General features: G+C 72.0%; 20 protein-coding genes. 13 read left to right on the forward strand and 7 right to left on the reverse strand.

Going from position 1 to position 25,291, the window contains the following annotated elements; genetic code table 11:
• Positions 1-40: 40 nt before the first annotated feature.
• From ABZ260_RS18095 to ABZ260_RS18105, 3 genes are all read right to left on the reverse strand, one after another.
• Positions 41-3,541 carry a DUF4153 domain-containing protein gene (locus ABZ260_RS18095; RefSeq protein ID WP_355618557.1) on the reverse strand — a complete coding sequence of 1,167 codons (3,501 nt, stop codon included), beginning with the start codon at positions 3,539-3,541 and terminating at the stop codon, positions 41-43.
• Between the two features lie 263 nt (positions 3,542-3,804).
• Positions 3,805-4,494, reverse strand: a complete 690-nt coding sequence (locus ABZ260_RS18100) for a response regulator transcription factor (protein ID WP_326636357.1) — start codon at positions 4,492-4,494, stop codon at positions 3,805-3,807.
• A gap of 130 nt (positions 4,495-4,624) precedes the next feature.
• Entirely contained in the window at positions 4,625-5,566 is a 942-nt protein-coding gene (locus ABZ260_RS18105; protein WP_355618560.1) for a GNAT family N-acetyltransferase, read from the reverse strand.
• A 326-nt stretch (positions 5,567-5,892) separates the two neighbouring features.
• Here ABZ260_RS18105 and ABZ260_RS18110 point away from each other — a divergent pair, with 326 nt between their 5' ends.
• The 5 genes from ABZ260_RS18110 (at position 5,893) to ABZ260_RS18130 (ending at position 13,293) form a co-directional block, all read left to right on the forward strand.
• Positions 5,893-6,741 (forward strand): arylamine N-acetyltransferase, encoded by an 849-nt coding sequence (locus ABZ260_RS18110; protein WP_355618563.1) that lies wholly within the window; start codon positions 5,893-5,895, stop codon positions 6,739-6,741.
• A gap of 261 nt (positions 6,742-7,002) precedes the next feature.
• Positions 7,003-8,652 carry a serine/threonine-protein kinase gene (locus ABZ260_RS18115; protein ID WP_355618566.1) on the forward strand — a complete coding sequence of 550 codons (1,650 nt, stop codon included), beginning with the start codon at positions 7,003-7,005 and terminating at the stop codon, positions 8,650-8,652.
• A 95-nt stretch (positions 8,653-8,747) separates the two neighbouring features.
• A complete protein-coding gene (locus ABZ260_RS18120; RefSeq protein WP_355618569.1) occupies positions 8,748-10,358 on the forward strand; it encodes a hypothetical protein in 1,611 nt (536 codons plus the stop codon).
• A complete protein-coding gene (locus ABZ260_RS18125; protein ID WP_355618572.1) occupies positions 10,351-11,904 on the forward strand; it encodes a serine/threonine-protein kinase in 1,554 nt (517 codons plus the stop codon). The genes ABZ260_RS18120 and ABZ260_RS18125 overlap by 8 nt, the downstream gene beginning before the upstream one ends.
• Positions 11,905-11,931: 27 nt before the next feature.
• Positions 11,932-13,293, forward strand: coding sequence for a hypothetical protein (locus tag ABZ260_RS18130; RefSeq protein ID WP_355618575.1), 1,362 nt, complete (start codon positions 11,932-11,934; stop codon positions 13,291-13,293).
• Between the two features lie 15 nt (positions 13,294-13,308).
• On the opposite strand, the gene ABZ260_RS18135 is transcribed toward ABZ260_RS18130, so the two are convergent.
• On the reverse strand, positions 13,309-14,229 hold the full coding sequence (locus ABZ260_RS18135; protein WP_355618578.1) for a helix-turn-helix domain-containing protein: 921 nt from the start codon (positions 14,227-14,229) through the stop codon (positions 13,309-13,311).
• 294 nt (positions 14,230-14,523) lie between these two features.
• On the opposite strand from ABZ260_RS18135, the gene ABZ260_RS18140 reads away from it, so the two are divergent.
• Positions 14,524-14,715, forward strand: coding sequence for a hypothetical protein (locus tag ABZ260_RS18140; protein ID WP_326636344.1), 192 nt, complete (start codon positions 14,524-14,526; stop codon positions 14,713-14,715).
• Between the two features lie 112 nt (positions 14,716-14,827).
• Here ABZ260_RS18140 and ABZ260_RS18145 read toward each other — a convergent pair whose 3' ends face one another.
• Together ABZ260_RS18145 and ABZ260_RS18150 are read right to left on the reverse strand one after the other, a co-directional pair.
• Positions 14,828-15,139, reverse strand: a complete 312-nt coding sequence (locus ABZ260_RS18145; RefSeq protein ID WP_350928141.1) for a DUF3817 domain-containing protein — start codon at positions 15,137-15,139, stop codon at positions 14,828-14,830.
• Between the two features lie 29 nt (positions 15,140-15,168).
• Entirely contained in the window at positions 15,169-15,960 is a 792-nt protein-coding gene (locus ABZ260_RS18150) for an SURF1 family protein (RefSeq protein WP_350962342.1), read from the reverse strand.
• Between the two features lie 132 nt (positions 15,961-16,092).
• Here ABZ260_RS18150 and ABZ260_RS18155 point away from each other — a divergent pair, with 132 nt between their 5' ends.
• Positions 16,093-16,269, forward strand: coding sequence for a hypothetical protein (locus tag ABZ260_RS18155; RefSeq protein WP_169750083.1), 177 nt, complete (start codon positions 16,093-16,095; stop codon positions 16,267-16,269).
• Between the two features lie 256 nt (positions 16,270-16,525).
• The gene (locus tag ABZ260_RS18160; RefSeq protein ID WP_355618583.1) at positions 16,526-17,983 is read left to right on the forward strand and encodes an NAD(P)/FAD-dependent oxidoreductase; all 1,458 of its coding nucleotides are present in this window, start codon (positions 16,526-16,528) and stop codon (positions 17,981-17,983) included.
• 61 nt (positions 17,984-18,044) lie between these two features.
• On the opposite strand, the gene ABZ260_RS18165 is transcribed toward ABZ260_RS18160, so the two are convergent.
• On the reverse strand, positions 18,045-19,826 hold the full coding sequence (locus ABZ260_RS18165; protein WP_355618586.1) for a gamma-glutamyltransferase family protein: 1,782 nt from the start codon (positions 19,824-19,826) through the stop codon (positions 18,045-18,047).
• A gap of 131 nt (positions 19,827-19,957) precedes the next feature.
• On the opposite strand from ABZ260_RS18165, the gene ABZ260_RS18170 reads away from it, so the two are divergent.
• The 5 genes from ABZ260_RS18170 to ABZ260_RS18190 all read left to right on the forward strand — a co-directional run bounded on the left by ABZ260_RS18170 (position 19,958) and on the right by ABZ260_RS18190 (position 25,227).
• Positions 19,958-21,085: a sensor histidine kinase gene (locus ABZ260_RS18170; RefSeq protein ID WP_355618589.1), complete on the forward strand. Its 1,128-nt coding sequence runs from the start codon at positions 19,958-19,960 to the stop codon at positions 21,083-21,085.
• A complete protein-coding gene (locus tag ABZ260_RS18175) occupies positions 21,082-21,729 on the forward strand; it encodes a response regulator transcription factor (protein WP_355618592.1) in 648 nt (215 codons plus the stop codon). The genes ABZ260_RS18170 and ABZ260_RS18175 overlap by 4 nt, the downstream gene beginning before the upstream one ends.
• A 93-nt stretch (positions 21,730-21,822) precedes the next feature.
• Positions 21,823-22,446 (forward strand): Uma2 family endonuclease, encoded by a 624-nt coding sequence (locus ABZ260_RS18180; RefSeq protein ID WP_355618595.1) that lies wholly within the window; start codon positions 21,823-21,825, stop codon positions 22,444-22,446.
• A 213-nt stretch (positions 22,447-22,659) separates the two neighbouring features.
• A complete protein-coding gene (locus tag ABZ260_RS18185; protein WP_355618601.1) occupies positions 22,660-23,715 on the forward strand; it encodes a sulfite exporter TauE/SafE family protein in 1,056 nt (351 codons plus the stop codon).
• 99 nt (positions 23,716-23,814) lie between these two features.
• Entirely contained in the window at positions 23,815-25,227 is a 1,413-nt protein-coding gene (locus ABZ260_RS18190) for a tetratricopeptide repeat protein (RefSeq protein WP_355618598.1), read from the forward strand.
• Positions 25,228-25,291: the final 64 nt, after the last annotated feature.

Below are 25,291 nucleotides of genomic sequence, written 5' to 3' on the forward strand. Positions count from 1 at the left end.
GCTCTACGTCCACGTCCGGCCCGGCGGCCCGCGAAGTCGCTCAGTCCTGGTTGGGGATCTCCAGGCGGGAGAGGGTCTGCGAGCACGAGGCGTTCCTGATCGCCGGTCGCCGGGCCAGAAGTTCCCTCGCCTCGCGCCGGGCCAGGTTCCAGCCGTTCCAGGGGTCTGGTCCGGCGAGGTCGTTGGCCGCGATCACGTCCAGCAGGACGCAGCTGCGGGACGGTTCCGGCAGCCGGTCCAGTACGGGAACCGCCTCGGCGCCGAGGTCGCCCAGGTATTCGAGGTCGATCCGGTCCACACCCCGTACCGCGATCTGGGTCTCCGCGACCCGCAGGTCGGGGTTCCACACCGCGAACGCCAGCAGCGACGCGCTCGTCATCAGCACGAGGGTCCTGGGCAGCCAGCGCGCGTGCCCACGCCTGGTGAGCCGGGCCGCGCCCGCCGCGAGGACCAGGGCGAAGACCCCGCCCAGCCACCAGACCGTCGCCGCCACCGAGGCCCGCAGCCGGGAGAGCCCGTAGGCCTCGGCGTACAGGTCCAGGCGGTGCAGCGCGGAGAAGAGGATCACCAGGGTCAGCACGCAGAGCAGGCCGAGCAGCCCGGCCATCAGCCACCGGTCGAAGCCCTTGAGATCCAGCGTTCCCGAGGCGACCGCGACGATCGCCAGCACGAACACGCTGACGACGACGAGCTGGAAGAATCCCGAACGCGCGTACTCGGCGTAGGTCAGCCCGGTGGCGGAGACCACCCACCGGGTGGTGCCGAACAGCACGGTGAGCTGCATCCCCACGAACGTGGCGAACAGCAGGTTGAGCGCCGTCAGCGGGGTCACCCAGATACCGCGGCCGACCGTGACCTTCAGGTCGGGGGCCTTCGGCTCGGCCACCGGCCGCAGGCCGACCAGCACGGCAGAGGCCACCACGACCGCGAAGACCACGAAGAGCAGGATCCGCAGCGGCAGCGACTCGGCCCAGGCCTGCGCGCTGAACACCTGCTGGACGGCCTCGGCGAAGACCGCGTCCGCCGAGGCGAACAGCGCCCCGAACACCGCCAGCAGCACGACGGTCAGTCCGCCCCCGAACAGCAGGGGGACCACCCTCCTGCGGTCCGCGAGACCCTTCAGCCTCGCACCGAGGAACCACGGCACCGGCAGCAGGCCGAGGAGCACCGACGCGCCTCCCCTGAGCACCCCGAGCCAGCCGCGCCCGGCCCCCGACAGAGCGAGCGCGGCCAGCAGGAACCCGGCCAGCAGGACCACCCCGACCAGCCAGTCGGCGTCCCTGAACATCACCGTCGCGACCAGCCCGTAGGCGATCGCCCCCATCCCCGCCGACCACGGGGTGATCCTGCTGCGCACCGCGGGAATCGCCGCCGCCCCCATGGCGACCGACACCAGCACGAGTCCGAGACCGGCCCTGCTGTACGGCACCGCGATCGCGGCGAGCAGCCCGACGGCGGCGGAGACCGGCAGCACCCACCGGGGGGTGTCCGGCAGGTCGGGCCGGGGGAAGACCGGCGGCGCCTCGTACCCGCCGGAGCCTCCGGGTCTTCCCGGTGGTTGCACAGCCGGTCGGTATTCCTCCCGGATCGGCGCGAAACCCCCCGGGGCTCCCGGGGAGCCGCTCCTGGCGCCCACCGGCTGCGCCGCTCCCTCCTTCTCCTGGACCTCCGGTACGGTGACGCGCTGCGCGACGGGTCCCCGCGCGGGAGGCCGATGCGGGAGCGGTTCGCCGGCGGACCAGATCTCGTCGGTGGGCGTGGTGGCGCCGATGACCGTGCCGACGAACACGCCGATCATGAAGAGGACGGCACCGACGAACGCGGCCAGCAGGACGTCGATGCTCGCGAGGCCGATACCCACGATCACCGCGCAGACCAGCCCGGCGACCCCCCCGAGGAAGAGACCGCTGAAGGCCCCGAGCCAGTTCCGCACCACGACCTGCTCCCGGCGCACGTCCCCGTCCCGCCTGCCCCGGACGAGGACCGGCTGGGGGGGAAACGGCTGCGCGGGCGAAGAGGACGGAGGAGGTGGCACGGCGGGCGCGTCGGACTCGGGAGTGGCGGCTTCGGGGTCCGTGGGGGCGGACATGGGGACGGACACCACCTGGTGCCCAGGCTCCCCGGCGGTGACCTCCCGTCGAGGAGCACCGGTCACGGTCGGCCCCAAGGCCCCTGATGCCTTGTCGGCCCCGGCCGGTTCACCGGAACCGGAGTCGATCCCGGCGGCCTCGCGAGGATCCGGCTGCTGAGCATCCTCTGAGATCTCATGAGGTTCCTGTACCTGAGCGCTCCCGGTGACCGCGTGACGCTCGCCGATCCCGGTTGCTGTGCCGCTCGCGTGCGGGGCGGAAGGCGTGGCGGCGGCGAGGTCCTCGGGGACCTCGCTCACCTGGGCCTTTCCAGGGGCGGAAGGCGTCGAAGGGGTCTTGTCCGATACAGAAGGTGTATGAGCCTTACTCGCAGGGGCCTTGTCCGGGGCGCCGTCGTGCACCGTCGCGGAGTTCACCTCGGAGGAGGAATCGTCCTTGGCAGGCGGAGACGGGGGGTTCATCTCAATCCTTTCCGGAAGGTCGGTCACTATGTGGCAGCCGGGATCGTCTTCGACGTGGATGGAGCCGCCGTGGAGTTCGACGATCTCCTTGGTGATGGCCAGGCCCAGCCCGGCGCCGCCGTCGTCGGCGGCCCGTCCGGCGTCCAGGCGGGAGAAGCGCTCGAACGCCCGCGCCCGGTCCTCGGCCGCGATCCCCGGTCCCTGGTCGCTCACCCGGAGCCGGACGCCCTCTCCCCTGGCCGCCGCCGCCAGCACCACGGTCCCGCCGTCGGGACTGTGCCGCACCGCGTTGTCCAGCAGGTTGGCGAGGACCTGCGCGAGCAGGTCCGGGTCGGCGCGCACGCTCAGTCCTTCCGGGACCTCGCAGCGGGCCGCCACGCCCTCCCTGGCCAGCGCGGCCTCCCGGAGGGCCTGCTCACAGAGCGGGCGCAGCTCGACGTCCTCACGTTCGATCAGCCGGGCACCGGACTCCAGCCGGGACAGGTCGAGCAGCTGCGCGACCAGCCGGCCCAGCCGCTCGGTCTGGGCGAGCGCGGTGCCGAGGGTGACGGGATCGGGCTCCGAGACCCCGTCGACCACGTTCTCCAGCACCGCCCGGAGCGCGGTGATCGGCGTGCGGAGCTCGTGGCTGACGTTGGCCACCAGATCCCGCCGCTGCCGGTCGACCTCGCCCAGATCGGCGGCCATCGCGTTGAAGGCTCGGGCGAGCTCGCCGACCTCGTCACGGGAGGTCGCGGTGACCCGCAGGCCGTACCGGCCCTTGGCGATGGTCTGCGCGGCGGCGGCCATCTCGCGGAGCGGCTTGGTCATCCCCCGCGCGAGCAGCTGCACCATGATCAGCGCGAACACCGCGGCCACCGCGACGCGCACGTTGCGCGAGTAGCCGGCGTTGAGGCCGACCTCGTTGACGACGAACGCCGCCACCACGGCCAGCAGGATCACCATGCCGAGCTTCACCTTGATCCGGCCAAGGAAGTCGAGAGGTCTCAAGGGTCGGCGCATCCCGGTGTCGGAGGGAAAGGGCATACAGGGGTTGAGTGCCGGGGAGGGCGATCGGTTCGGACCGGGGGCTCCCCGCCCGGCGCGGACGGAATCCCCGCCGGACGCGAGCGCGTTTCAGGGCCGTATCGGAACCCGCGTTGACGGCGTGATACGTGTTCACCACTTGTCTGTGCTCCGTTCCGCAGCGGAGGTCGCGAACCTGAGGTCGCCGGGGCGGCCTGAGCCGGCGAGGGGTGCCCCCGGGCGTGCGTTCACTGCCGGACGAGGGCGTAACCGACGCCGTGGACGGTACGGACGACGCCGGGGCCGAGCTTGCGGCGCAGGGCACGGACGTGGCTGTCGACGGTACGGGTCGCCGCGGCCTCGGAGAAGCCCCAGATGTCCGCCAGCAGCCGCTCCCGCTCGAAGACCTGGCCGGGGCGCTCGGCGAGGCGGCAGAGCAGGTCGAACTCGGTCCTGGTCAGCTGGGCCTCGTCGCCCCGCACGTAGACCCGGCGCTCGGCGGTGTCTATCTCGACGTCGGCGACGCGGATGACCGTGTCGGCCACGGCCAGCTGGGAGGCCCGCTCGACCCGGCGGAGCAGGGCGTGCACCCGGGCGACCAGCTCGCGCATGCTGAACGGCTTGGCCATGTAGTCGTCGGCCCCGACCCCGAGCCCCACGAGCAGGTCGGTCTCCTCGCCCAGTGCGGTGAGCATGAGCACCGGGACCGGTCTGGCCGCCTGCATCCGCCGGCACACCTCGAGACCGTCGAGGCCGGGCAGCAGCCGGTCGAGCACCACCACGTCGGGCCCCGTCTTCGCGTAGGCGACCAGCGCCGCCTCCCCGTCCCCGACGACCAGCACGTCGAAGCCCTCGGCGGCCAGCCTGTGGCGTACGGCCCGCGCGATCGTCTCGTCGTCCTCGACCACGAGGACACGTCGTTGCTGAGGGGTTGCCATGCTCGGCAGCGTAGACCGGAGCCGTGCAGAAGACCTGCGGTGAATTGTGAAGGTTCTGCGCACTCACCAGGCTCGCCATCGCCACCGGGCGGGACCTCCGCGAGATCGAAGGTCCCGCCCGGGCCGGAGGTCAGGCGAGGATCAGGCGGCGGCCGGTGATCCGGTAGCCGATCCGGGCGAACGAGGCGGCCATGGGCTTGTTGCCCACATCGGTGTTGTCGTTCACCTCGGGCTCACCCTCGGCGCTGAAGATGTGCAACGCCTCGATGGCCAGGTCGTCGGCGTAGCCACGGCCGCGGTGGGCCGGGTCCACCCCGAGATAGCCGATCGTGGCGCTCCTGGAGTTGCGGGTGGGCATCACGACGCCGACGAGCTCACCCGACGCGTCGCGGGCGAGCCGCCACCGGCCACGCCCGCCCGGCATGTCCGCGACGTCGGTCACGGTCTGCTCGGCCGTCGCCCGTGCGCCCTGCTCCGCGAGGTGGCGCCGGTCCCAGTCGTCGAGGCTGCCCTCGGTGACGCGTGCCAGCAGGTCCAGCATCACCTCGTCGTCGTCCACCGGGGCGAAGGTGAGCCGGGCGGGTCTGGGCGGCAGGCCGTACTCGGGAGACCAGCGCAGGTTGAGCCGCTCGACGGACTGCCGCAACCCGGCCCGCTCGGCGGCGGCGATCCGGTCGGAGGCGTCGGCGAGCGCGTCGGGACGCTCGCGCCAGTCGGCGGGCAGGAACAGGTGGTAGTCGGGCCGGGTGCCGGACGGCGTGGCGTACCCGGGCGTGACCAGCGCCGCGTACGCGGCCCGCAGCAGGGCGGCGCCCACCTCGACCCGGTCGGGCCCGAACCCGGGGTCGAACCAGTCGAGGCTGAAGGGATGCTCGGAGCCTGGAGGACCCCAGAATCCGGCCCTGGCGACGACCTCGTCGCCGCGCAGCGCGACCCAGACCCATCCGGACCGGTAGTCGAGCTTGTCGAAGGGCAGGTTGCGGGCGCCCACGCCGGAGGCGGGCAGCGCGCCGTAACGGTGGAACAGGTCGAACTCGTCCGCGTCGAGCGGACGGAAAAGCAGATCGGACAAGGAAGGCTCCAGAAAGCGGGTGCGCTTCCCGGGTCTCAGGCGGTCTGTCGCCCGAGGCGGGAGCGCGTGACCAGGGTGGCGAACATGTGCTCCTCACCTCCTCACGCTCGAAGGGACGGCCAGGCTACCGATGTGCCCGTCCCATCCTCAACCGGATAAACGGGCACCGTCCCGGCGGGGCCGGCGACCGGGTGACCGGCGCCATACGGCCTACCCCCGGCGCCGGCCGTGCCGGTACCCGGGCCGTGCGCCGTGCCTGCCCTCACCGGACGCGCCACGCCCCGGAATCGCTAGGCCCGCGACCGTTCCGGCGTTACCGTGACGGAGTGATCGATGTCACCGCGTACCTCCGCAGGATCGGCGTCAGGGTCGACGGACCCCCGAGCGTGGAGTCACTGCACCTGCTGCACCGGGCACACGTGCAGCGAGTGCCGTACGAATGCCTGGAGATCTGGCTGGGCCGGCCGACGACCGTCGACCCCGCGGAGTCGGCCGCGCGGATCATCGGGGGCCGGGGCGGCTACTGCTACCACCTCAACGGGGCGTTCTCCCTGCTGCTGGAGGCGCTCGGCTACCGGGTGAGGAGGCACGTGGGCGGGGTGCAGGGCAAGGCCGAGGGGTCACCGAACGTAGACGGCGGTCATCTCGTACTCACCGTCTCCGGCCTGTCCTGCCCGGACAACCCCGAAGGCGAGTGGCTGGTCGACCAGGGCCTCGGCGACGCGATCCACGACCCGCTCCCGCTCGTCGAGGGCACCTACCGGCAGGGCCCCTTCACCTACGGCCTGCGCCCCTCCGAGGTGGAGCCCGGCGGATGGCGGTTCGACCACGACCCGCGCGGCGGCTTCCTCGGCATGGACTTCCGCATCGAACCCGCCGAGATGTCGGAGTTCGCCGCGATGCACGAGTTCCTGTCCACCTCCCCCGAGTCGGGCTTCGTCCGGGTGGCCACGGTCCAGCGGCGCGACGCGAGCGGTGTCGACGCGATGCGGGGCCTGGTCCTCACCCGTGTCGGCGACCGCGAGCACACCCTGACCGCGCAGACCGAACGTGACTACTTCGAGATACTGGCCGACGTCTTCGCCCTCCATCTGTCCGACGTCACCTCTGCCGAACGCGCCAAACTCTGGCAGCGCCTGTGGACCGCCCACGAGAGATGGTCTGATTTCCAATGATTCGAGCGGCGACTCGGTCGAACCGGGAGACATGACCTCCCCCACCCGTACCAGCGCCTGATCTCAGCTCCAGGCCGCCGGCGGCACGCTCGCTCGATTGAAATGTGCGGGTGCCCGGTCCCGGCTCCATCGCGTTGTGAGGATGCCCATGACACCGCGTAAGCGGACACCAGGGCTCAATGCGGCAGGCGGAATCCCTTTTCATTGGTTCATGTGCCGCTAAGTGACTATGTTGCTGTCCGCGATGGGATAGCGAACGGGGTGAGCAGGATCGACACTCAAGTGCTGGCGGACCGCTATCGGCTGCTCAACCCTCTCTCCGAGGGCGGGGCGGGCACGGTCTGGCTCGCCGCCGACGAGATGCTCGGCCGTGACGTGGCGGTGAAGGAGGTGCGGCTCCCGCCCGACCTCGATCCCGCCAGGCGGCAGGAGGTCCTCGCCTCGGCGCTTCGCGAGGCCAACCTCGCCGCCCGGCTCAAGCATCCCTCGATCGTGACCGTCCACGACGTGGTCATCGACCAGGAACGACCCTGGCTCGTCATGGAGCTGCTGTCGGGCGCGTCCCTGGAGCGGACGGTCCGCGACCGGAGCCCACTGCCGGTGCACCAGGTGGCCAGGATCGGCGTGGGCATCCTCAGCGCGCTCGGCGCCGCCCACGCCGCCGGAGTGGTCCACCGCGACGTGAAACCGGGCAACGTCTTCCTCACCAGGACCGGCAAGGCGGTCCTCACCGACTTCGGCATCGCGGTCGTCGACGGCGAGGTCACCTCGGGCCGGACCGGCCACCTGATCGGCTCGCCCAACTACATCGCGCCGGAACAGCTGCGCGGCGAGCGCGGCGGCCCCGCCTCCGACCTGTGGTCCCTCGGCGCCACGCTCTACTTCGCCGTCGAGGGGATACCGCCGCACCCGGCGGAGACCCCCATCGCGGCGATCGGCCGGGTGCTCACCGAGCCGCCCAGGCCGCCGGAGCGCGCGGGCGGGCTGGGCCCGCTGCTGATGCTCATGCTCGACCCGGCTCCCGAGGCCCGGCCGTCGTTCGACGCCGTCGCCCGCTCTCTGGCGGAGCTGGCCACCGGCCATCCGCCCGCCGGAGCCGCCGGGGTCGGCGGGGTCGGTGGCACCGCCGGGGTCGCCGGGATCCCAGCCGCCGCACCGCACCTCTCTCTGCCGCCCGCCGCCCCCGCCATCCCTGCCGTCACCGACCCCGTTCCCACCCCGGTACGGCCACCCGAGCCGGGCCGGGGGCGTGCGATGCGATGGGCCGCCGCCGAGATGGCCGGGATCGCGGCGGTCATCGGGGTCACCTTCGGGGCGACGTTCCTGCTGACCTCGGACCCGACGTCCGCCGAGAGGGTGGTCAGGCTCAGCGAGAGTCCCGGCGCCTTCAGCACCCCCGTGGACGTGTGCGAGCTCATCCCCGGTACCAGGGCCAGGCAACTGCTGCCCGCGCTGGCGGGCGAGGGCAAGCCCACCAACGACGGGGGCTGCCAGTGGGCGGCCAGGGGCATGGGACTGGAAGTGCGTCTCCCCGGTACCAACAAACAGTGGGGCAGGAGCCCCCGGCAGGCCCACGAGCTGTTCGTGAACCAGCGCCAGGGCGCCATACCGAGCGGGGAGAGCGCCTGGAGCTGGCCGGAGATCCAGGCCGGTGTCCGCTCCGCCCGCTCCACGGCGCCGACGGCCGTGGCCCCCGTCGGGGAGGAGTCGTTCGGCTACGACGTCTACGAGAACCGCATGACAGGCAGGCTGGAGCAGAGCTACGTGATCATCCGCGTGGACAGCCTCGTGCTGGAGGTCGGTTACACCGTGGTGGACGGCAGCAAGGACGGCCCGGCGATCCAGGCGGGCGCCCACACAGCCGCGACGTGGGTCGCGAACGCGTTGAACAACCAGAAAGCGGGCGAATGAACCATCCAGACGTCCCCCTATCGCAGGGCAGGCACGCGGGCGGACACACCGCTCCCGCGCCGGGGCCGGGGATCGCCGGAGCCGGGGTCCCGCCCATGCTTGAGCAGAGTTCGCTGGAGCAGGTGATCACCCGGTTCGGGCCGATGCCCCCGCAGCGGGCCGCGATGGTCGGCGTGGCCGTGCTGGACCAGCTCGTGGTGATGCACAGGCAGGGCATGCTGCACGGGGATGTGCGGCCGAGCTCGGTGCTGCTCGGCCCGTACGAGCAGATCATCCTCGCCCCGCCTTCCCTGCCGTCCTCGCTCTTCACCTCTCCCGAGGGCGTGACCAGCCCCGCCGCCGACCTGTGGTCGCTCGGCGCGACCCTCTACACCGCCGTCGAGGGCCGCCCGCCGTCTCCGGGCGGCTCCCTGGACAACGCGGGCCCGATCGCGCCCGTGCTGTTCCGGCTGCTCGCGGGCGACCCCGCCCAGCGGCCCGACCCGGACACCCTGCGCAAGATCCTGCTCGACGTCTCCCAGCACCGTCCAGAACCTCTCGCCGCACCACCCCCCGGGGGTGCGCCCTCCCAGGTCTCCGGCCCCGCGGGCCCAGGGGCACCGGCGGCCTTCGGGCAGGCGACCCTCCCGGCCGCCGGGGCACCGACCTCCCAACCGCCGGGCGGCCTCGGAGCACCCTCCACAGGGCAGGAGGGCGGGACCGTTCCGGTCACCGAGGCGGAGGTGACCGCGCCCTTGAGGAAGAATCTGACCGAGCAGATATCCGCCGTCACCGCCGGACTCACCCTCCAGGACATCCCGGCCCCCCAGCAGGCCGCGCTCCCTTCTCCGAACGCGCCGACCGCCTGGCAGGGCCCGCTACCTCCCCTGGACACACCGGCCGCCTGGCAGGGCCTGCCCCAGGGCCCGCCCCACCCCGGCGCCCCCTTCCAGCACGGTGCCCCGCCATCCCCCGCCAACCCCCCGGACGCCCCCACCTCACGCGAGCCGGCCTCCGTCCCCGACGCGGCGAGAGAGACGGCGGGCGAGCCCACCGAGCGTTCCACCCGGGCGACGGGGATACTCGTGCCCCGGCCGGTCGTGGCGCTGACCGGGGTGCTGCTCTTCGGCATGGCGGTCAGCATCGGCATCCTGCTCACCTCGGTGCTCGCCAACGCAGACGACGACATCTCCGCCGAACCCTCCGGGGCCAAGGGGCGCTTCGCCGCGGCGCCCCGGGCCTGCGGCCTGCTCGACGACAGGCAGGTGAACCAGCTGGTGCCGGGATTCAACAGCTCGGAGGTCGAACACTCGGCGTGCGACTGGCTCAACCGGCACGACTGGCGCAAGCCCAACGTGGAGAAGTACGACCTGCGGGTCCGGCTGATCGCCCAGAAGCAGAACGGGTCGGAAGTCGCGAGAGCGAAGGAGTACCTGGCCGGCAAGAAGAAGGACATCCTCGACAAGGGCCAGTTCGCCACCCCCAAGCCGCTCCCGCCCAAGGACCTGCGGGGGATCGGCGAGGAGGCGTTCACCTCCAGCGGTTACAACCCCATCACCCTGTACGGCGGCTCCTACAAGACGACGGTGGTCTTCCGGATCAGCAACCTGATCGCCGAGGTCGAGTACGAGCGGGGCGGCGTCAAGGAGGACCCGGACGGCAAGATCGCCGAAGGCGCGTTGCAGGCGGCGCGCTGGCTCACCGAGTCCCTGAAGACCGATGGCTGACCCGGCGGCCGGCCCGCTGCCCGTGCTGGCGGGCCGCTACCGGGCGCTCGCACGGCTCGGCGCGGGCGGGATGGGCGTGGTGTGGCGGGCCCGTGACGAGCTCCTCCACCGCGAGGTGGCGATCAAGGAGGTCACGCTCGCCCCGCACCTGCCCCAGGAGCACCGTGACGAGATGCGGGAGCGCACCATGCGCGAAGCCCGCGCCGCCGCCAGGCTCGGGCACCCGTCCATCGTGGCCGTCCACGACGTCATCGCCCAGGACGGCCGCCCGTGGATCGTGATGGACCTGGTCAGGGGCCGTTCGCTGGACGACGCGATCCGCGCCGACGGGCCGCTGCCGCCGCACCGGGTGGCCGTGATCGGCCTGGCCGTGCTGGACGCGCTGGCACTCGCGCACAGCCGGGGCATCATGCACCGCGACGTCAAACCGGCCAACATCATGCTCGCCCAGGACGGCGGGGTGCTGCTGACCGACTTCGGCATCGCCGCGGTGGAGGGCGACGCCCAGCTCACCTCGCCGGACGCGCTGGTCGGCTCCCCCGGCTACATCGCCCCCGAGCGGCTGCGCGGCACCGGCGACGGCCCGTCCGCCGACCTGTGGTCCCTGGGCGCGACCCTGTACGCGGCGGTCGAGGGCCAGGGGCCCTTCCGGCGCGACACGCCGGTCGCCACCATCGGTGCGGTGCTCACCCAGGAGACCCCCGTCCCCTCCCGGGCCGGGCAGCTGGCTCCCGTGCTCCTGGCCATGCTGGCCAAGGATCCCCGGCAGCGCCCGGGAGAGTCGGGGCTGCGCGCCGCGCTGCGGCAGGTCGCCCAGGGACTGCCGGCGGGACCGCTCTCCCCGGCGACCGGACCGCAGGTTCCGCCGCCCCAGGCCGCGGCACCCCAGGCCACGGCTCCGGCACCGGCCAGACCGCGCCGTACCGGCCTGATCGTCGGAGCCTCGCTGGCCGTGGTCGCGGCGACGGTGGCCGGTACGGTGCTGCTGACCATGGGCGGGCCGGAGATCCCCGAGACACCGTCGCGGGCGGCGAACGCCGGGCGGTTCGCCACCGCCCCCGACCCGTGCACGCTGCTGACCGGGCCCCAGATCGATGTCGCGGTGCCGAGCGCGTCGCCGCTGTCCATGAAGGCCACCCAGAACAGTGAGCCCTCCTGCAGCTGGGACGACCTCCTGGGCACCTCCCGTCCCGACCGCAGGTTGCGAATCGCGGTCGGTCACAAGGCCCCCACCCCCGGCAAGAGCGGCCCCGACACCGCCCACGCTTTCTTCGTCGCCGAACGCACCTCGGTCGTCGCCGACCAGGGCAACGGCCTCCTGGGTTCCACCGGCCCGCTCAGGAACATCGGCCGGGTCGGGGCGGAGGCGTTCTCCTACGACGTGGTCGCCCTGAACCGGATCCACTCCGTAATCCGGTTCCGGGTGAGCAACCTGCTGGTCGAGGTCAACCTGTCGGAGATGGGAAAGCGCGCCGGAACCGCGCTGCGGCAGGATGCCCTGAAGATCGCGCGCCAGGTCTCCGAGGAGCTGAACAGCCGTGACTGAGAAACGCGCCGCGACGGGAGGGTTCGCGTGACCGATCCCAGCCTCCTGGCCGGGCGCTACCGCCTGCTGGAGCGCCGCGACCGCGCGGGCACGAGCTGGCGCTCGCGCGACGAACTGCTCCGCCGCGACGTCACGATCTCCGAGGTGCCGCTGCCGCCGCCCGGACCGTCCCGCGACCGCCTCCTCGACCAGATCCGCGCGGCCGCGGGCCTGCGGCACCCCGGCGTCACCGCCCTGCACGACGTGATCTCGGGTCCCGACCGGCTGTGGCTGATCATGGAGTCGGTCGAAGGGCGCTCGCTGCTCCAGTCCGTCCGGGCGGACGGCCCGCTCCCCGCCGAGCGGGCGGCCGAGATCGGGCTCCGCGTGCTGGACGCGCTGGCCGCCGCCCGCGAGCTGGGCGTCCACCTGGCCGCCGCTCCCGACAGCGTGCTGCTCGCCACCGACGGGCGGGTGGTGCTGACCGGCGTCGCCGCCCTCGGGCCCGCCGACGAGCTGCGCGACCTGGGCGCCACCCTGTTCACCGCCGTCGAGGGCCGGGCTCCGCACACCGGTTCCCGTCCGGCTCCGCTGACGGCGGACGGTACGCCGCTGGCCGAGCCCGGCAGCGGCTCGACGGCCTCCGGCCCGCTGGCCCCGCTGGTCGAGGAGCTGCTCGCCGCCGGGCCCGGCCACCGGCCCGACGCCACCTCGGTACGGCTGACCCTGGAGCGGGTCGCCCCCCGGCCCGCCCACGGCGGACACGGGGAGCCCGAAGCCCGCAGCGGCCCCCGCAGGACGCCTGTCCTCGCCGCCGCTGCCGCCGCCCTCGCCGTACTCCTCCTGGGCACCACCTACTGGTTCTGGCCCCGCGCCACCGAGTCCACTGCGGGGTCCACGCCGGTCGCGCTGCCCACCGCCTTCGCGCACACGCCCGACCCCTGCTCGCTCATCTCCACCAAGCAGGCGGACGACCTGGCACTGGACACCACTCCCAAGAGGAAGGGCAAAGAGTGCGAGTGGAAGACCAATGACTCCGACCCCGGGCACCCCTCGAACCTGCGGTACACCCTGTGGATCTCCGCCTTCGGCTTCACCTCCGACGAGGAGGCCCGGCGTAACTACGCGATGTTCCGCAAGGAGACCCGCGAACGGACCAGGACAGATGCGGGAGCCCCCCTCACCCACGTCAAACCGGTGGAGGCACTGGCCGGGATCGGCTCCGAGGCTTACCGCAACGAGGTCACCAACGGGCTGACCTACAACAGCTCCGTGGGCTTCCGCGCGGCCAACCTCGTGATCATCGTCCAGTACCAGCGCGGCGTCCCCGAAGACGCCAACGGCACCACCGGCGAGGGAGCGCTCAAGACCACCCGGTGGATCCTCGAAAGGCTCAGCCGCGAGAGCTGAGCCCCGGTCCGGACCTCAGCCGGGCAGCAGGAAGCGGACCTCGCGGCGTTCGAGCGGCCGGCCGCAGGCTCTGCACAGCAGTACCGGCCGGAAGGCCGCGCCGCAGCGCAGGTGGGTGATGGACAGGGCCGAGCCTTCGGAGGCGGGGAGCTCGTGCTGGGCCCAGTCGACCAGGAGGGCGAAGACCTCGAAGAAGGCCAGCCCCCGGTCGGTGAGACGGTAGGAGCCGTCGGGCCGGGGCTCGAAGACACCCAGCTCGACGAAGCGGCGCAGCCGGTCGGTGAGCACCGAGGGCGCGATGCCGAGGCCGGACTGGAAGTCGACGAAGCGGCGGGTGCCGAGGAACGCCCCGGCCAGCACGCTGGTGCTCCACCGGTCACCGAGGATCTCCATCGACGCCGGGCAGTAGCCGATCAGGTCGGCCGGGGTTCCGGAGCGGACCGTACGGCGGTGCCGCCGAGGCGGGCCGATCCGGGAGAAGGCGGCCTGCGGCCCCGGCTCGGTCCTGGTGTCGCGGGCGCTCATCGGCTCCAGGCAGACCCCGCACCCGAGGCGGGGCTCGGCGTCCTGACCGCACAGCTCGTGCAGCAGCGGGGGAAAGCGCCCCGGGGAGACCCAGTCGCGCTCCCACGCCTGGATGGCCACCAGCAGTGCCCACAGCCGGAGCCCGCGCTCCGTCAGCCGGTACTCGTAGCGGGTGCGGCCGTCGCGGTACGCCGACAGCTCGAAGATGCCGTGGTCGACCAGTTCCCTGAGCCTGGCCGCGAGGACCGACTCGGAGATGCCCAGCGCGTCGCGCCAGCCCACGAAGGTCCGGATCCGCAGCAGGAACGCCCGCTGCAGGATCAGCAGCACCCACCGGTCTCCCAGGATCGCCAGCGCCTGCCCGATCGCACCGAGTTCGGCTCGCACCGGCTCCCGCTCAGCGCCGTCCACAACGTGTCCTCCAGATGGTCGCGTGGTCGTTCCCGGTAAACATGATCGTTCCGGCCTCCGGCGAAACCGCCAATCCACCACTATCTGGACAGGCCGCCGCGATCCCCGGCAGGACCACGGTCACGGAACGTGCCGGGGCGCCCAGAGCAGGCGTGGCGGTTCTCAGGGCACTGGCGGAGCAGCGGGAATCACGATATATCTCGGTTGGAACCGCGCGGCAGGTCCAACCGTTGGACTGGCGACGCACAATGAAAATAGACGGGGCGTCCGCCCCGCGTTCGGAGGATGTTGAGGATGTCGCCAATCCAGAAGTACGCGATCGGCGCCGGAGCAGTGGTGTTCCTGTCGTGGCTGTTCCTGCCAGGTTTCCTGACGCTGCTGATCCTCCTGGGCGTCGTCGCCGCCCCGGTCGTCGGCTACCTGATGCTCGACCCGTCCCAGCGCGAGCGGCTCAAGCGCGCCCGACGCCGCGGTCTCGGCCGCTGACGCGAAGACCGTCCCACCCGTCGAGGCCCGGCCTCGCGAGCCCACGTTCCGGGGTCGCGACAGCCGGGCCTGCGGGGGACCGTGAGGGGCCCTGCCGGTCAGGCGGTGCCGGTCAGGCGGTGGCGGTCACCAGCTCCGATTCCACCCGGCGGGTGACCTTGCGCTCGAACACGAACGAGAGCAGCGGCACGGTGCCGGCGAGCATCACCCCGAGAATGTACGGCCACGTCCAGCGCGCCTTCATGCCCAGGTTCATCGCGGCCACGAGATAGAGCATGTAGAGGAAGCCGTGGATCGGGGAGACGATCTTCGAGGGCTCCTCGATGCCGAAGCCGTACCTGAGCACGATGCAGGTGACCAGGACGAGCAGCATCACGCCGACGATGTACGCCAGGATGCGAAAGGGCTTGAGAGCGGATTCCACGGTCGGTTACCTCGGTCTTGGGGTTCGGTTCACGGGACGGTGCGAGCGGGCAGAGCGGGGGTTTCCGGAGCGGCGTCGGGAGCGGGGTCGGGGGTGTCCTCCCGCGCGCGGCCGCGCAGCGCGTCGCGTACGAAGTGCCACCACATGAAGACCGCGAACAGCCCGAAGATCCACCACTGGGCGGCATAGGCGAGGTTGCGCCAGGTGAGCACCCCGGACTGGGTCGGCGGGGGGACGTTCACCGGCTTGGCCGCGACCGCGGGAGCCGGTGACTGCTCGGCGGCCACCACGAACCCGTTACGCAGCTTCGTGTCCCGCCAGAGGTTGATCAGTTCGGCCGACGACACGGTCAGCACCTGCCCCTGCGGCAGCTGCCGGGTCCGGCGCTGGACGCTGTCGGTGGCCTCCGAGGGCTGCAGCCGCCCGCTGACGGTCACCCTGCCCTCCGGCACGGCCGCCACGGCGGGATCCTGCGCCGTGGCCACCCAGCCACGCACGACGGGAACGAAGGTTCCGTCGCCGAGATCGAGCGCCGTGAGCAGCCACAGGCCCCCGTCGCGTTCGGCCACCAGCAGCTGCTTCGAGGCGTCGTAGGTGCCTTCCGCGGTCACCCTGCGGCTGACCGCGTCGGCCGTCATGTGCTCTCCGGGTGCGGTAAGGGTGGCGACCGCCACGGGGGCGGGGTCGACCGACGCCCGGGGCCCACCGGACTCCTCGAAGACGCCGAGCTGCCACCTGCCCAGCAGCCCGCACACGACGAGGGCTCCGATCGCGAGCAGGTGGAGCACCACCACGCGGGCGGAGAACAGGATGCGGAGCATGGCACCACGCTATCCGCCCCGGTAGGCGGTCCGGTCCTCAGCACCCACCTCGGCCCGGCGCGAGAACGAGCCTCCCGTGAAAGTGGACAAATCAGTGTTGGAGCGGCATCCGATATCGCTAAAGTCATCCCCATGTCTGATCCTCAGCAGATTGACCCCGCGGGCAACACCCAGGCGTTCCGCGCGTTCGCCCAGCGCAAGGACCCGGAGGCCGCCCCCGAGAAGCGGTCGCTCGCCCTGCCGATCACGGCGGCCGTGGTGGTCGCGGTGCTGGTCATCGTCGTTGTGGCCGCATACCTGCTGCTCTAACAACCGAACAGTCCGGAGCGCCGACGGCACCGCCCTCGGCGCTTTTCGCGTTCCCTGACGACGGGAACGTGCCGACCGGTCGGTGTGAGGAGGCTCACCGCACCACGCGTATGGACGGCGCGACCACCGCTCATTAAATTAGACATGGAATCTAATAGTAACGAGCACGGAACGCTCTCATCGCCGCAGCCGGAACCGGCGGAGAGCCCGTGCCGCCCGAGAGGTCGCCGACGGCAGAGGTCAGCAAGGAGATCGCATGAGCACGCATCCCGGGATCACGATCATCGGCACCGGCTTCGCCGGACTGGGCATGGCGATCAAGCTCAAGGAAGCCGGATACCACGATTTCGTCATCCTGGAGAAGGCCGGCGACCTGGGCGGGACCTGGCGGGACAACACCTACCCCGGCTGCGCCTGCGACGTCCCCTCGCACATGTACTCCTTCTCGTACGAGCTCAACCCCGGCTGGTCGCGGATGTTCGCGCCCCAGGCCGAGATCTGGGACTACCTGCGCGCCTGCGTCGACAAGTACGGCCTGGCGGAGCACCTGCGGTTCGGCAAGGAGGTCGTCGGGCTGGAGTACGACGACACGACCCGTGACTGGCGGGTGAGCGTCGCCGGAGAGGAGCCGTTCACCACCAACGCCGTGATCTCGGGCATCGGCGCGCTGCACGTACCCTCGCTGCCCGCGATCCCCGGCCGCGAGAGCTTCGCGGGCCCCTCCTTCCACTCCGCGGAGTGGGACCACTCGGTGGACCTGACCGGCAAGCGGGTCGCGGTCATCGGCACCGGCGCCTCGGCCATCCAGTTCGTCCCCCAGATCGCCGGGAAGGTCTCCCGCCTCCACCTCTTCCAGCGCACGCCTCCCTGGATCCACCCCAAGCCCGACTTCCCCTTCTCCTCCCGGGCGAAGCGGATCCTCGGCCTGCCCGGCGCCGCCAGGGCGCTGCGCAACTCGATCTACTGGGTGCTGGAGACCCGCGCGCTGGGCTTCACCGTCGACCCGCGGCTGATGAAGGTCCACCAGAGGATGGCCCTGAGCCACCTCGCCAAGCAGGTCCCCGACCCGGCGCTGCGCGCCAGGCTCACCCCCGACTACACGATCGGCTGCAAGCGCATCCTGATCTCCAACGACTACTACCCGGCACTGGGCAGGGAGAACGTCGAGCTGATCACCGAAGGGGTGCGGGAGATCAGGGAGAACTCGATCATCGACTCCACCGGCAGGGAGATCGAGGTCGACGTGATCGTCTACGGCACCGGCTTCAGGGTCGTCGAGGCGCTGGACGAGCAGCGGATCATCGGCAGGAACGGCAGGAAGATCCAGGAGGCCTGGCAGGACGGAGTGGAGGCCTACTACGGCATCACCACCGCCGGGTTCCCGAACCTGTTCTTCCTGCTCGGCCCCAACACCGGCCTGGGGCACAACTCGGTCGTCTTCATGATCGAATCCCAGGTCCGGTACGTTCTCGACTGCCTGCGCCTGCTGTCGAGGACGAAGGCCAGGGCCATCGACGTACGCCCCGAGGCACAGCGCGACTACAACGACCGCCTTCAGGGGCGCCTGAACCACCTGGTCTGGAACGAGGGCGGCTGCCGGAGCTGGTATCTCGACGAGCACGGCGTCAACAGGACGATCTGGCCGGGCTTCACCTTCGAGTACTGGGCACGCACCCGGAGGCTGCGGCCGGAGGCCTACGAACTGATTCCCTGACTGATCCGGCGGCGCGGCCGAGGCCGCGCCGCCGGGCGTCCGCGAGTACCGCCGCGAGAGGCTATCCTCGCTCGTTCACCACCAGCGCGCTGCCGCCGCCGCGCCGGGTCGGTTCCGCCACCGCCTGGAGCCTCCCGTGCCGCAGGAACTCGACGGCCGTGGCCGCGCCGATCTCGGGGTTCAGCACGAGGCTGTGCCCCTGGCGCGTGAGCTCGGCGCCGTAGCGATCGATGAACGCCTGCTCGGCCTGGGTCTGGGCGGTGTTGCGCTGCGTGGCCCGGGGGGCGGCGAGCGCCTCGGGCAGCGACATGCCGAAGTCCCAGCGGTTGACGAGGATCTGCAGCACCGTGGTGATGATCGTCGAGCCGCCGGGGGACCCCAGCGCGAGCAGCGGCCGGTCATCGTTCAGGACGATCGTCGGCGCCATCGAGGAGCGGGGGCGCTTGCCCGGCGCGGGCAGGTTCGGGTCGCCGGGGGCGGGGCCGAAGGTGAAGTCGGTCAGCTCGTTGTTGAGCAGGAAGCCCCTGCCGGGGACGACGATGCCGTTGCCGCCGGTCGACTCGATGGTGATGTTGTAGGCGACCACGTTGCCCCACCGGTCCACGACCACCAGGTGCGTGGTCTCCGGCCCCTCCTCCGCCACCTCGCCGGCCTCGGCGGACGGCGCCGTCTGGCACGGCCCGTACATCCCGTCGGGGTCGCCGGGCGCGGCCGGGTGCGGCATCGCCCGCTCGCCGATCAGGCAGGCGCGCTCCTTGGCGAACCCGTCGGAGAGCAGTTCCTTCAGCGGGACGCCGGGGATGTCCCCGACGTACTTGCCCCGGTCGGCGAAAGCGAGCCTGGACGCCTCCAGGTACTCGTGCTCGCCGACCTCGGGCAGGGCCTCAAGGATGTTGAGCGCCTCGCCGACCGTCGAGCCTCCGGAGGACGGCGGCGCCATGCCGTACACGTCCATGCCCTTGTACGTCACCTTCGTGGGCGGCCGTTCGAGCGCCCGGTACGCCTTCAGGTCGGACAGTTCCATCAGCCCCGGCCGCACGTTACGGGTGGATCCGGGGGTGACCGGCGGTTTCTTGACCGTGGCCACGACCTCGGCGCCGAGGGCACCGCCGTACAGCCACTCCCCGCCCAGCCTGCCGAGCCTGCGGTAGGTGTCGGCCAGCTCGGGGTTGCGGAAGGTGGAGCCGACCGGCGGCGGGGCGCCGCCCGGCAGGTAGAGCTTGGCCGTGGAGGTGAAGTCCTTGAAGCGGGCGGCGTTGGCGGCGGTCTGGTCGTAGAAGGTCTGGTCGACCTTGAACCCCTTGGTGGCGACGTCGATCGCGGGTTTCAGCGCCTGACGCAGCGAGAGCGTGCCGAACCTGCGCAGCGCCAGCTCCCACTGGGCCACGCTGCCGGGCACCCCCGCCGAAAGTCCGCTGGTCACGGCGTCGTCGAACGGGATGCCCTCCAGGGAGGCAGGGCCCATCGCCTTCGGCGCGGCCTCCCGGCCGTCGATGGTGTGGACCTTCTTGCGGCGCGCGTCGTAGTAGACGATGAACCCTCCGCCGGCCAGTCCCGCCGAGTAGGGCTCGGTCACGCCCAGGGTGGCGGCCGCGGCGACCGCGGCGTCCATGGCGTTGCCGCCCTCGCGCAACACGCCCAGCGCGGCCTTGCTGGCGTCGAGGTCGACGGTCGAGACCGCACCACCGGACCCCTCGGCGACGGGTTTCTTCTCCACCTGCGACACCGGTGGAGACACCGCGGAGGGGGACAGCGCGGGTGGAGACGCCAGCGCGGGCTGGACAAGCAGTAAGGAACTTCCCACCAAGATCCCCGCCAGGGGGGTGATGCGACGACTGATCATGACGACCTCCCGCAGACAGCTTGACTCAGCCGGTGACCCTTGTCAGCCCCTTCCCTCCCCCAAAGGGTGTAGTGCCACATACATCACTGAAGGGACGCAAACGCCGCGAAAGCGCACGTAAAGTGCTGAGCGTGCGCGCCAAACCCCGCTGGGTCGACCTCCTCCTCCCGCTGTTCGTGGGGGCTCTCCAGGTCATGGGCACCCACAGCGTGCAGTGGTTGCAGGTCCACGACGCCGGCATGCTCCGCGTCCCGCTCGATCCACCGGGATACGCGCTACTGCTGGCCGGGCCACTGGCCCTGGCCGTCCGGCGCCGCCACCCGGCGCTCAGCGTGGCCGTCGCGGTGGGCTCGACCCTGCTCTTCATCGCCCTCGGCTACGCCTACGGCCCGGTCTTCCTCAGCCCGATCATCGCGTTCTACCTCGCCGTGGTCGGCGGCCACCGGCGGGTGGCCCTGCCGCTGTGGGGCCTGGCCTACGTGTTCTTCGTGGTCTACACGTCCTGGTTCGCCCCGGCGCTCTCTCCCGGGTGGTTCCACAACCTCGCGATGGCCGCGCTGATGGGCCTGGTACTGGCGGTGGCGGAGTTCTCCCGGGCTCGGAACGAGCGGCAGGCCGAGCACGAACGGGTGGAACGGGAGGAGGTGCGGCGGCAGGCCAGCGAGGAGCGGCTGACCATGGCGCAGGAGTTGCACGACGTGCTCGCGCACAACATCTCCCTCATCCACGTCCAGGCCTCCACCGCGCTGCATCTCATCGAGGACCACCCCGAGCAGGCACGGACCGCGCTCACCACGATCAAACAGGCGTCCAAGGACGTGCTGACCGAGATGCGCTCGGTGCTCAACGTGCTCCGCGACGGCGCGCCCCGCTCCCCGACCGCCGGGCTGGACCGGCTCGACGAACTCATCGAGCGCAGCGGGCTGCGGGTCGTCAAGAACGTCACCGGCGAGGTCAGGCCGCTGCCTCCCGGGGTCGACCGGGCCGGTTACCGCATCGTCCAGGAGGCCCTGACCAACGTCACCAGGCACGCCCCGGGCGCCTCGGTCACGGTCGCCCTCGACTACGGCCCCCGCGCACTGACCCTTCGGGTCACCGACTCGGGCGGCAACGCCCCCGGAGAGAATCTCGGCAGCGGCAACGGCGTCCCCGGCATGCGGGAGCGGGCCTCGGCCCTCGGGGGAACGCTGACCGCCGCACACCATGGAAGGGGCTTCCGCGTCGAGGCCCGGCTGCCGATCCCGGAGGAGTCCGAATGATCAAGATCGTCCTCGCCGACGACCAGGCCCTCGTCAGGGCGGGGTTCCGGGCCCTGCTGGACGCACAGCCGGGGATGACCGTGGTGGCCGAGGCCGGCGACGGGTCCCAGGCCCTGCGGCTGGCCGCCGAGCACGAGCCGGACGTGGTCCTGATGGACATCCGCATGCCCGGCATGGACGGGCTGACCGCCACCAGGGAGATGCCTCCCGGGCCGAAGATCATCATCTTGACCACCTTCGAGCTCGACGAGTACGTCTTCGAGGCCCTCCGCAACGGCGCCAGCGGCTTCCTGGTCAAGGACACCGAACCGGCCGAGCTCATCCAGGCCGTCCGGGTGGTGGCCGGAGGCGACGCGCTGCTCTCCCCCAGCGTGACCCGCCGCCTGATCGCCGAGTACGCCAGCCGTGCCAAGGAGCCGCGTCGCAACCGCGATCTCGACCTGCTCACCGACCGCGAGCGCGAGGTCCTCGCCCTGGTCGGCACCGGGATGACCAACGACGAGATCGCCGGCAAGCTCTTCATGAGCCCCGCCACCGCCAAGACCCACGTCAGCCGGACCATGATGAAACTCCACGCCCGCGACCGCGCCCAGCTCGTCGTCATCGCCTACGAATCCGGCCTCGTCCGCCCCGGCTGGGTCTGACGGCTCAGATCCCGGTAAAGGCTCCCGCCCGCTCGGCCCACTTGCGATACTCAACGTGTTCATCAGAACACGAAGGGGCATATCTTCATGGTCATGACATCGCGACGGAGCCACGCCCACCTGCGCCCCTCCCCCGAGACCTCGTCCCAGCCCCTGCCAGGTACGGCGCGCGAGCTCTTCGACGCGCTCCCGCAGCTCCCCGGGCTGCGGACCGAGATCATCGACGGGAGACTGATAGTGAGCCCGATGGGCACCCCCGAACATGCCCGGATCGCAATGCGTCTGTACAGAGCCCTCCTTCCCCTCATCGAAGAGAAGGAGTGGGACGGCTTCAGCGGCAACGTAGACGTCTGCATCGACGGACCACGCGACCCTATCGTTCCCGATTTCGTGCTGGCCCAGGTCGACTGCCCGCGCTGGGGAGCCCGTGAGCTGCTCTCCTCCGGCCTGCTCATGGTGGCCGAGATCGTGTCGCCGGGAAGCGTCATCGACGACCGTGACCGCAAGCCCGACATCTACGCCTCCGGTGGCGTCCCGGTGATGCTCCTCATCGACCCGGTGGCCACCCCCGCCACCGTGACGGTCCTCAGCGACCCCAAGGAGGGGGCGTACCGGACCTCCACCCGGGTCGAGATGGGCTCGCACCTGCACATCCCGGAACCGGTCGACTTCACCCTCGACACGTCGATCTTCGCGAACGCCCAGGGCACCGTGTGACGGACGGCGGGGAACGGCTCGGGTGTCGCGTCCCCGACGGCAGGAAACGGGACGTCCGGTAAGGGCGACATAAGCGCTGGGTAAGGAAATGTCACTGTCGGTTGACCTCCGGCGGGATTAGGTTTACTCCGTGGGGATCTGGAGTGGTACCGGAGACATCCGCTGAGCGCGGGGGCGGCCACGCTGTTCGCCGGAGGGCTCGCCGCGGGGCTGCTGGCGGGCACCACCTCGTGCGCGGCCGTGCAGGGCGGCCTGCTCACCGGACTCTCCTCCGGCGGCCGATCGGCCTGCTCCGGCGGGCGCGGCGGGCTCGCCTCGGGGCCGTCGCACCCCGCGAGGCCGTCGAACCTGGCGGCCGTCGTGCTCTTCCTGGCCGGGCGCTTCGGCTCCCATGTGGCGGCCGGGGCACTGCTCGGACTGGCGGGGTCCGCCGTACAGCTGGGACCTCAGCTCAGGGCCGCACTGCTCGTAGTGGCCGGGATCGCGGTCATGATCTTCGGAATCCGCACGTTCGGCCGCGAGCGGGACCGCGGCCCCGAACCGGACGGGCACGGCTGCGAACATCCGCCGGAAAGCGGCGAGCCGGACGATGGCCACGGACCCGACGGGGCCGCGGCCGGGCGCGCCTCCTGGCGCGGCACCGTCTCCCGGATCACCGCTCCCGCGCCCAGGGCGGTGGCGCTGGGCGCGGCGACGGTCCTGCTGCCGTGCGGGGTGACGCTCAGCGTCGAGATGGTGGCGGTGTCCAGCGGGTCGGCGCCGAGCGGGGCCGCGGTGATGGCCGGGTTCGTGGCCGGGACGGCACCCGCGTTCGCACTGCTCGGACTCATCCTGCGGCGGGCCGCCACCACCAGGCTGGCGGCGCTGGCGGGGGTCGTCGCGCTGGCGGCGGGCCTGTGGACCGTCTCCTCGGGGCTGCGCCTGGGAGGCTGGCTCCCCGGATCCGGCGGCCCGGCGCTGGCGGCGGGTCACCCCGCGCCGGCGCCGGACGGCCCGGCGGGAACCGCCACCCGCACCGGCGGCGTGCAGCGGATCGAGATCTGGGCCACCCGCGGCGGCTACCGTCCCGGCGTGGTGACCGGCCGCGCGAAAGTGCCCACCGAACTCGTCTTCCACCTGGGGGACGATCCCGGCTGCACCCGGACGCTCACCATCGACGGCCGCGACGTGGCGCTCCCCGCCACCGTGCGGCTCGGCGCACGGGACGCGGGTTCCCTGCGTTACAGCTGCTCGATGGGAATGTACGTGGGGTTCGTCAAATTCGTCTGAGCCGGACGCGAGACGGAACTCCAGGATTACCCTCCGCGATCGAGCGGTTACATGGCACCCTGTGATCTGTCGGCTGCGTGCCGTCGGCAAGGAGGGGACATGGGGTGGTGGCCTGACGACCCGGAGGCGAGCGCGGGGCTGATACCCACCCCCCGGAGCACTGAGCACGAGAACGACACGGACGGCGAGACGGAACTGCTGCTCTCCGCGCACGGCGGTGACGTGCAGGCCGCCCACCTGCTCGGCCGCCACTTCGCGCAGCGGGGCGACCGCTCGGCGGCGCGGCACTGGTGGGAGCGCGCGGCGGCCGCGGGCAACCTCGACAGCGCCTACAACCTGGGCGTCTGGCACGAGAAGCACGGCACCCCCGCAGAGGCCGCGAGGTGGTACGAGCTGGCGGCCGACGCCGGCGACGTCGAGGCCGCGGTGAACCTGGCGACGCTCCTGCTCGACCAGCACGGCGACGCCCCGGCTGCCCGGCGGTGGTACGAGACGGCGGCCAGGGCGGGCTCCCGTGCCGCGGCCAGGAGGCTCGCGCTGCTCTGCGAGGACGCCGGCGAGACGAAGTCCGCCGGGGAGTGGCACCGCAGGGCCGCGATGGACGGCGATCTGGCCTCGGCCCACGACCTGGGGTTCCTCGCCTACGCCTCCGGCGAGGACGACGAGACGCTGCGCTGGTGGGAGCTGGCCGCCCGGGGCGGTCACGCCGACGCGGCCTACCACCTCGGCCTTTTCCTGCAGGCCAACCGCGATCCGGAGGGGGCGGAGGCGTTCTACCGGCTGGCCGCCAGGAACGAGCACCCCGGAGCCGCGTCCCAGCTCGGCGGGATCGCGCTCTCCCTCGGCGACCTGCGCACCGCTCGCGCCTGGTTCGAGCGGGCCGCCTGCACCGGCAGGATCGACGACCAGCGGACCGCGGGGTTCGTGTGCGTGGAGATGAGCGACGCGCGGGGGGCCAGCCACTGGTTCAGCCGGGCCGCGGCGGGTGGCGATCCGGAGGCCGCTTTCAATTTCGGCCTGCTGCTCATCGCCGAGCACAGTGACCTGCGGGGCGGGCAGCACTGGTTCCGTCAGGCGGCACAGGCCGGGCATCACAGGGCCGCGGTCGAGCTGGCCGCGCTGCTGTCCGCCGCGGGGTTCTCCCGTGAGGCGGAGCGGTGGCTCGCCGATCCGCCGTCCCCGCTCTGGGATCGGAGCACCGAGCCCGAACTCGTCGCCCGCGCCGAGCTGGCCGCGGCCGCCGTGGTCCGGCGGGGCGGCACCCCGCTGAGGATCGGCGACCTGACCGAACTCCTCGGCACCTGGGATCTCGTCACCCGGCCACTGCGCGACCACACGGACGTCACGGCCTGGCTGACCGAGCGGAGCGGGCTGCCGCCGGACGCGATCGAGCACCTGGCGGCCATCCGGGCCGCGCTGCTCCGCCCCGGCGGTGCTCCCTGGCCGGCCCCGGCGGAGGTCGAGCAGGCCCTGGTCACCGCCCGTGCCCTGCGCTCCGGCTGGTCCCCATGACCGATACGGCGACCGATGCGGCGACCGATGCCGTGCGGCCCGCGTCCCACCCGGGTGGGACGCG

Origin of the sequence: Streptosporangium sp. NPDC006013 (assembly GCF_040614275.1) — a bacterium.
Classification (GTDB): domain Bacteria; phylum Actinomycetota; class Actinomycetes; order Streptosporangiales; family Streptosporangiaceae; genus Streptosporangium.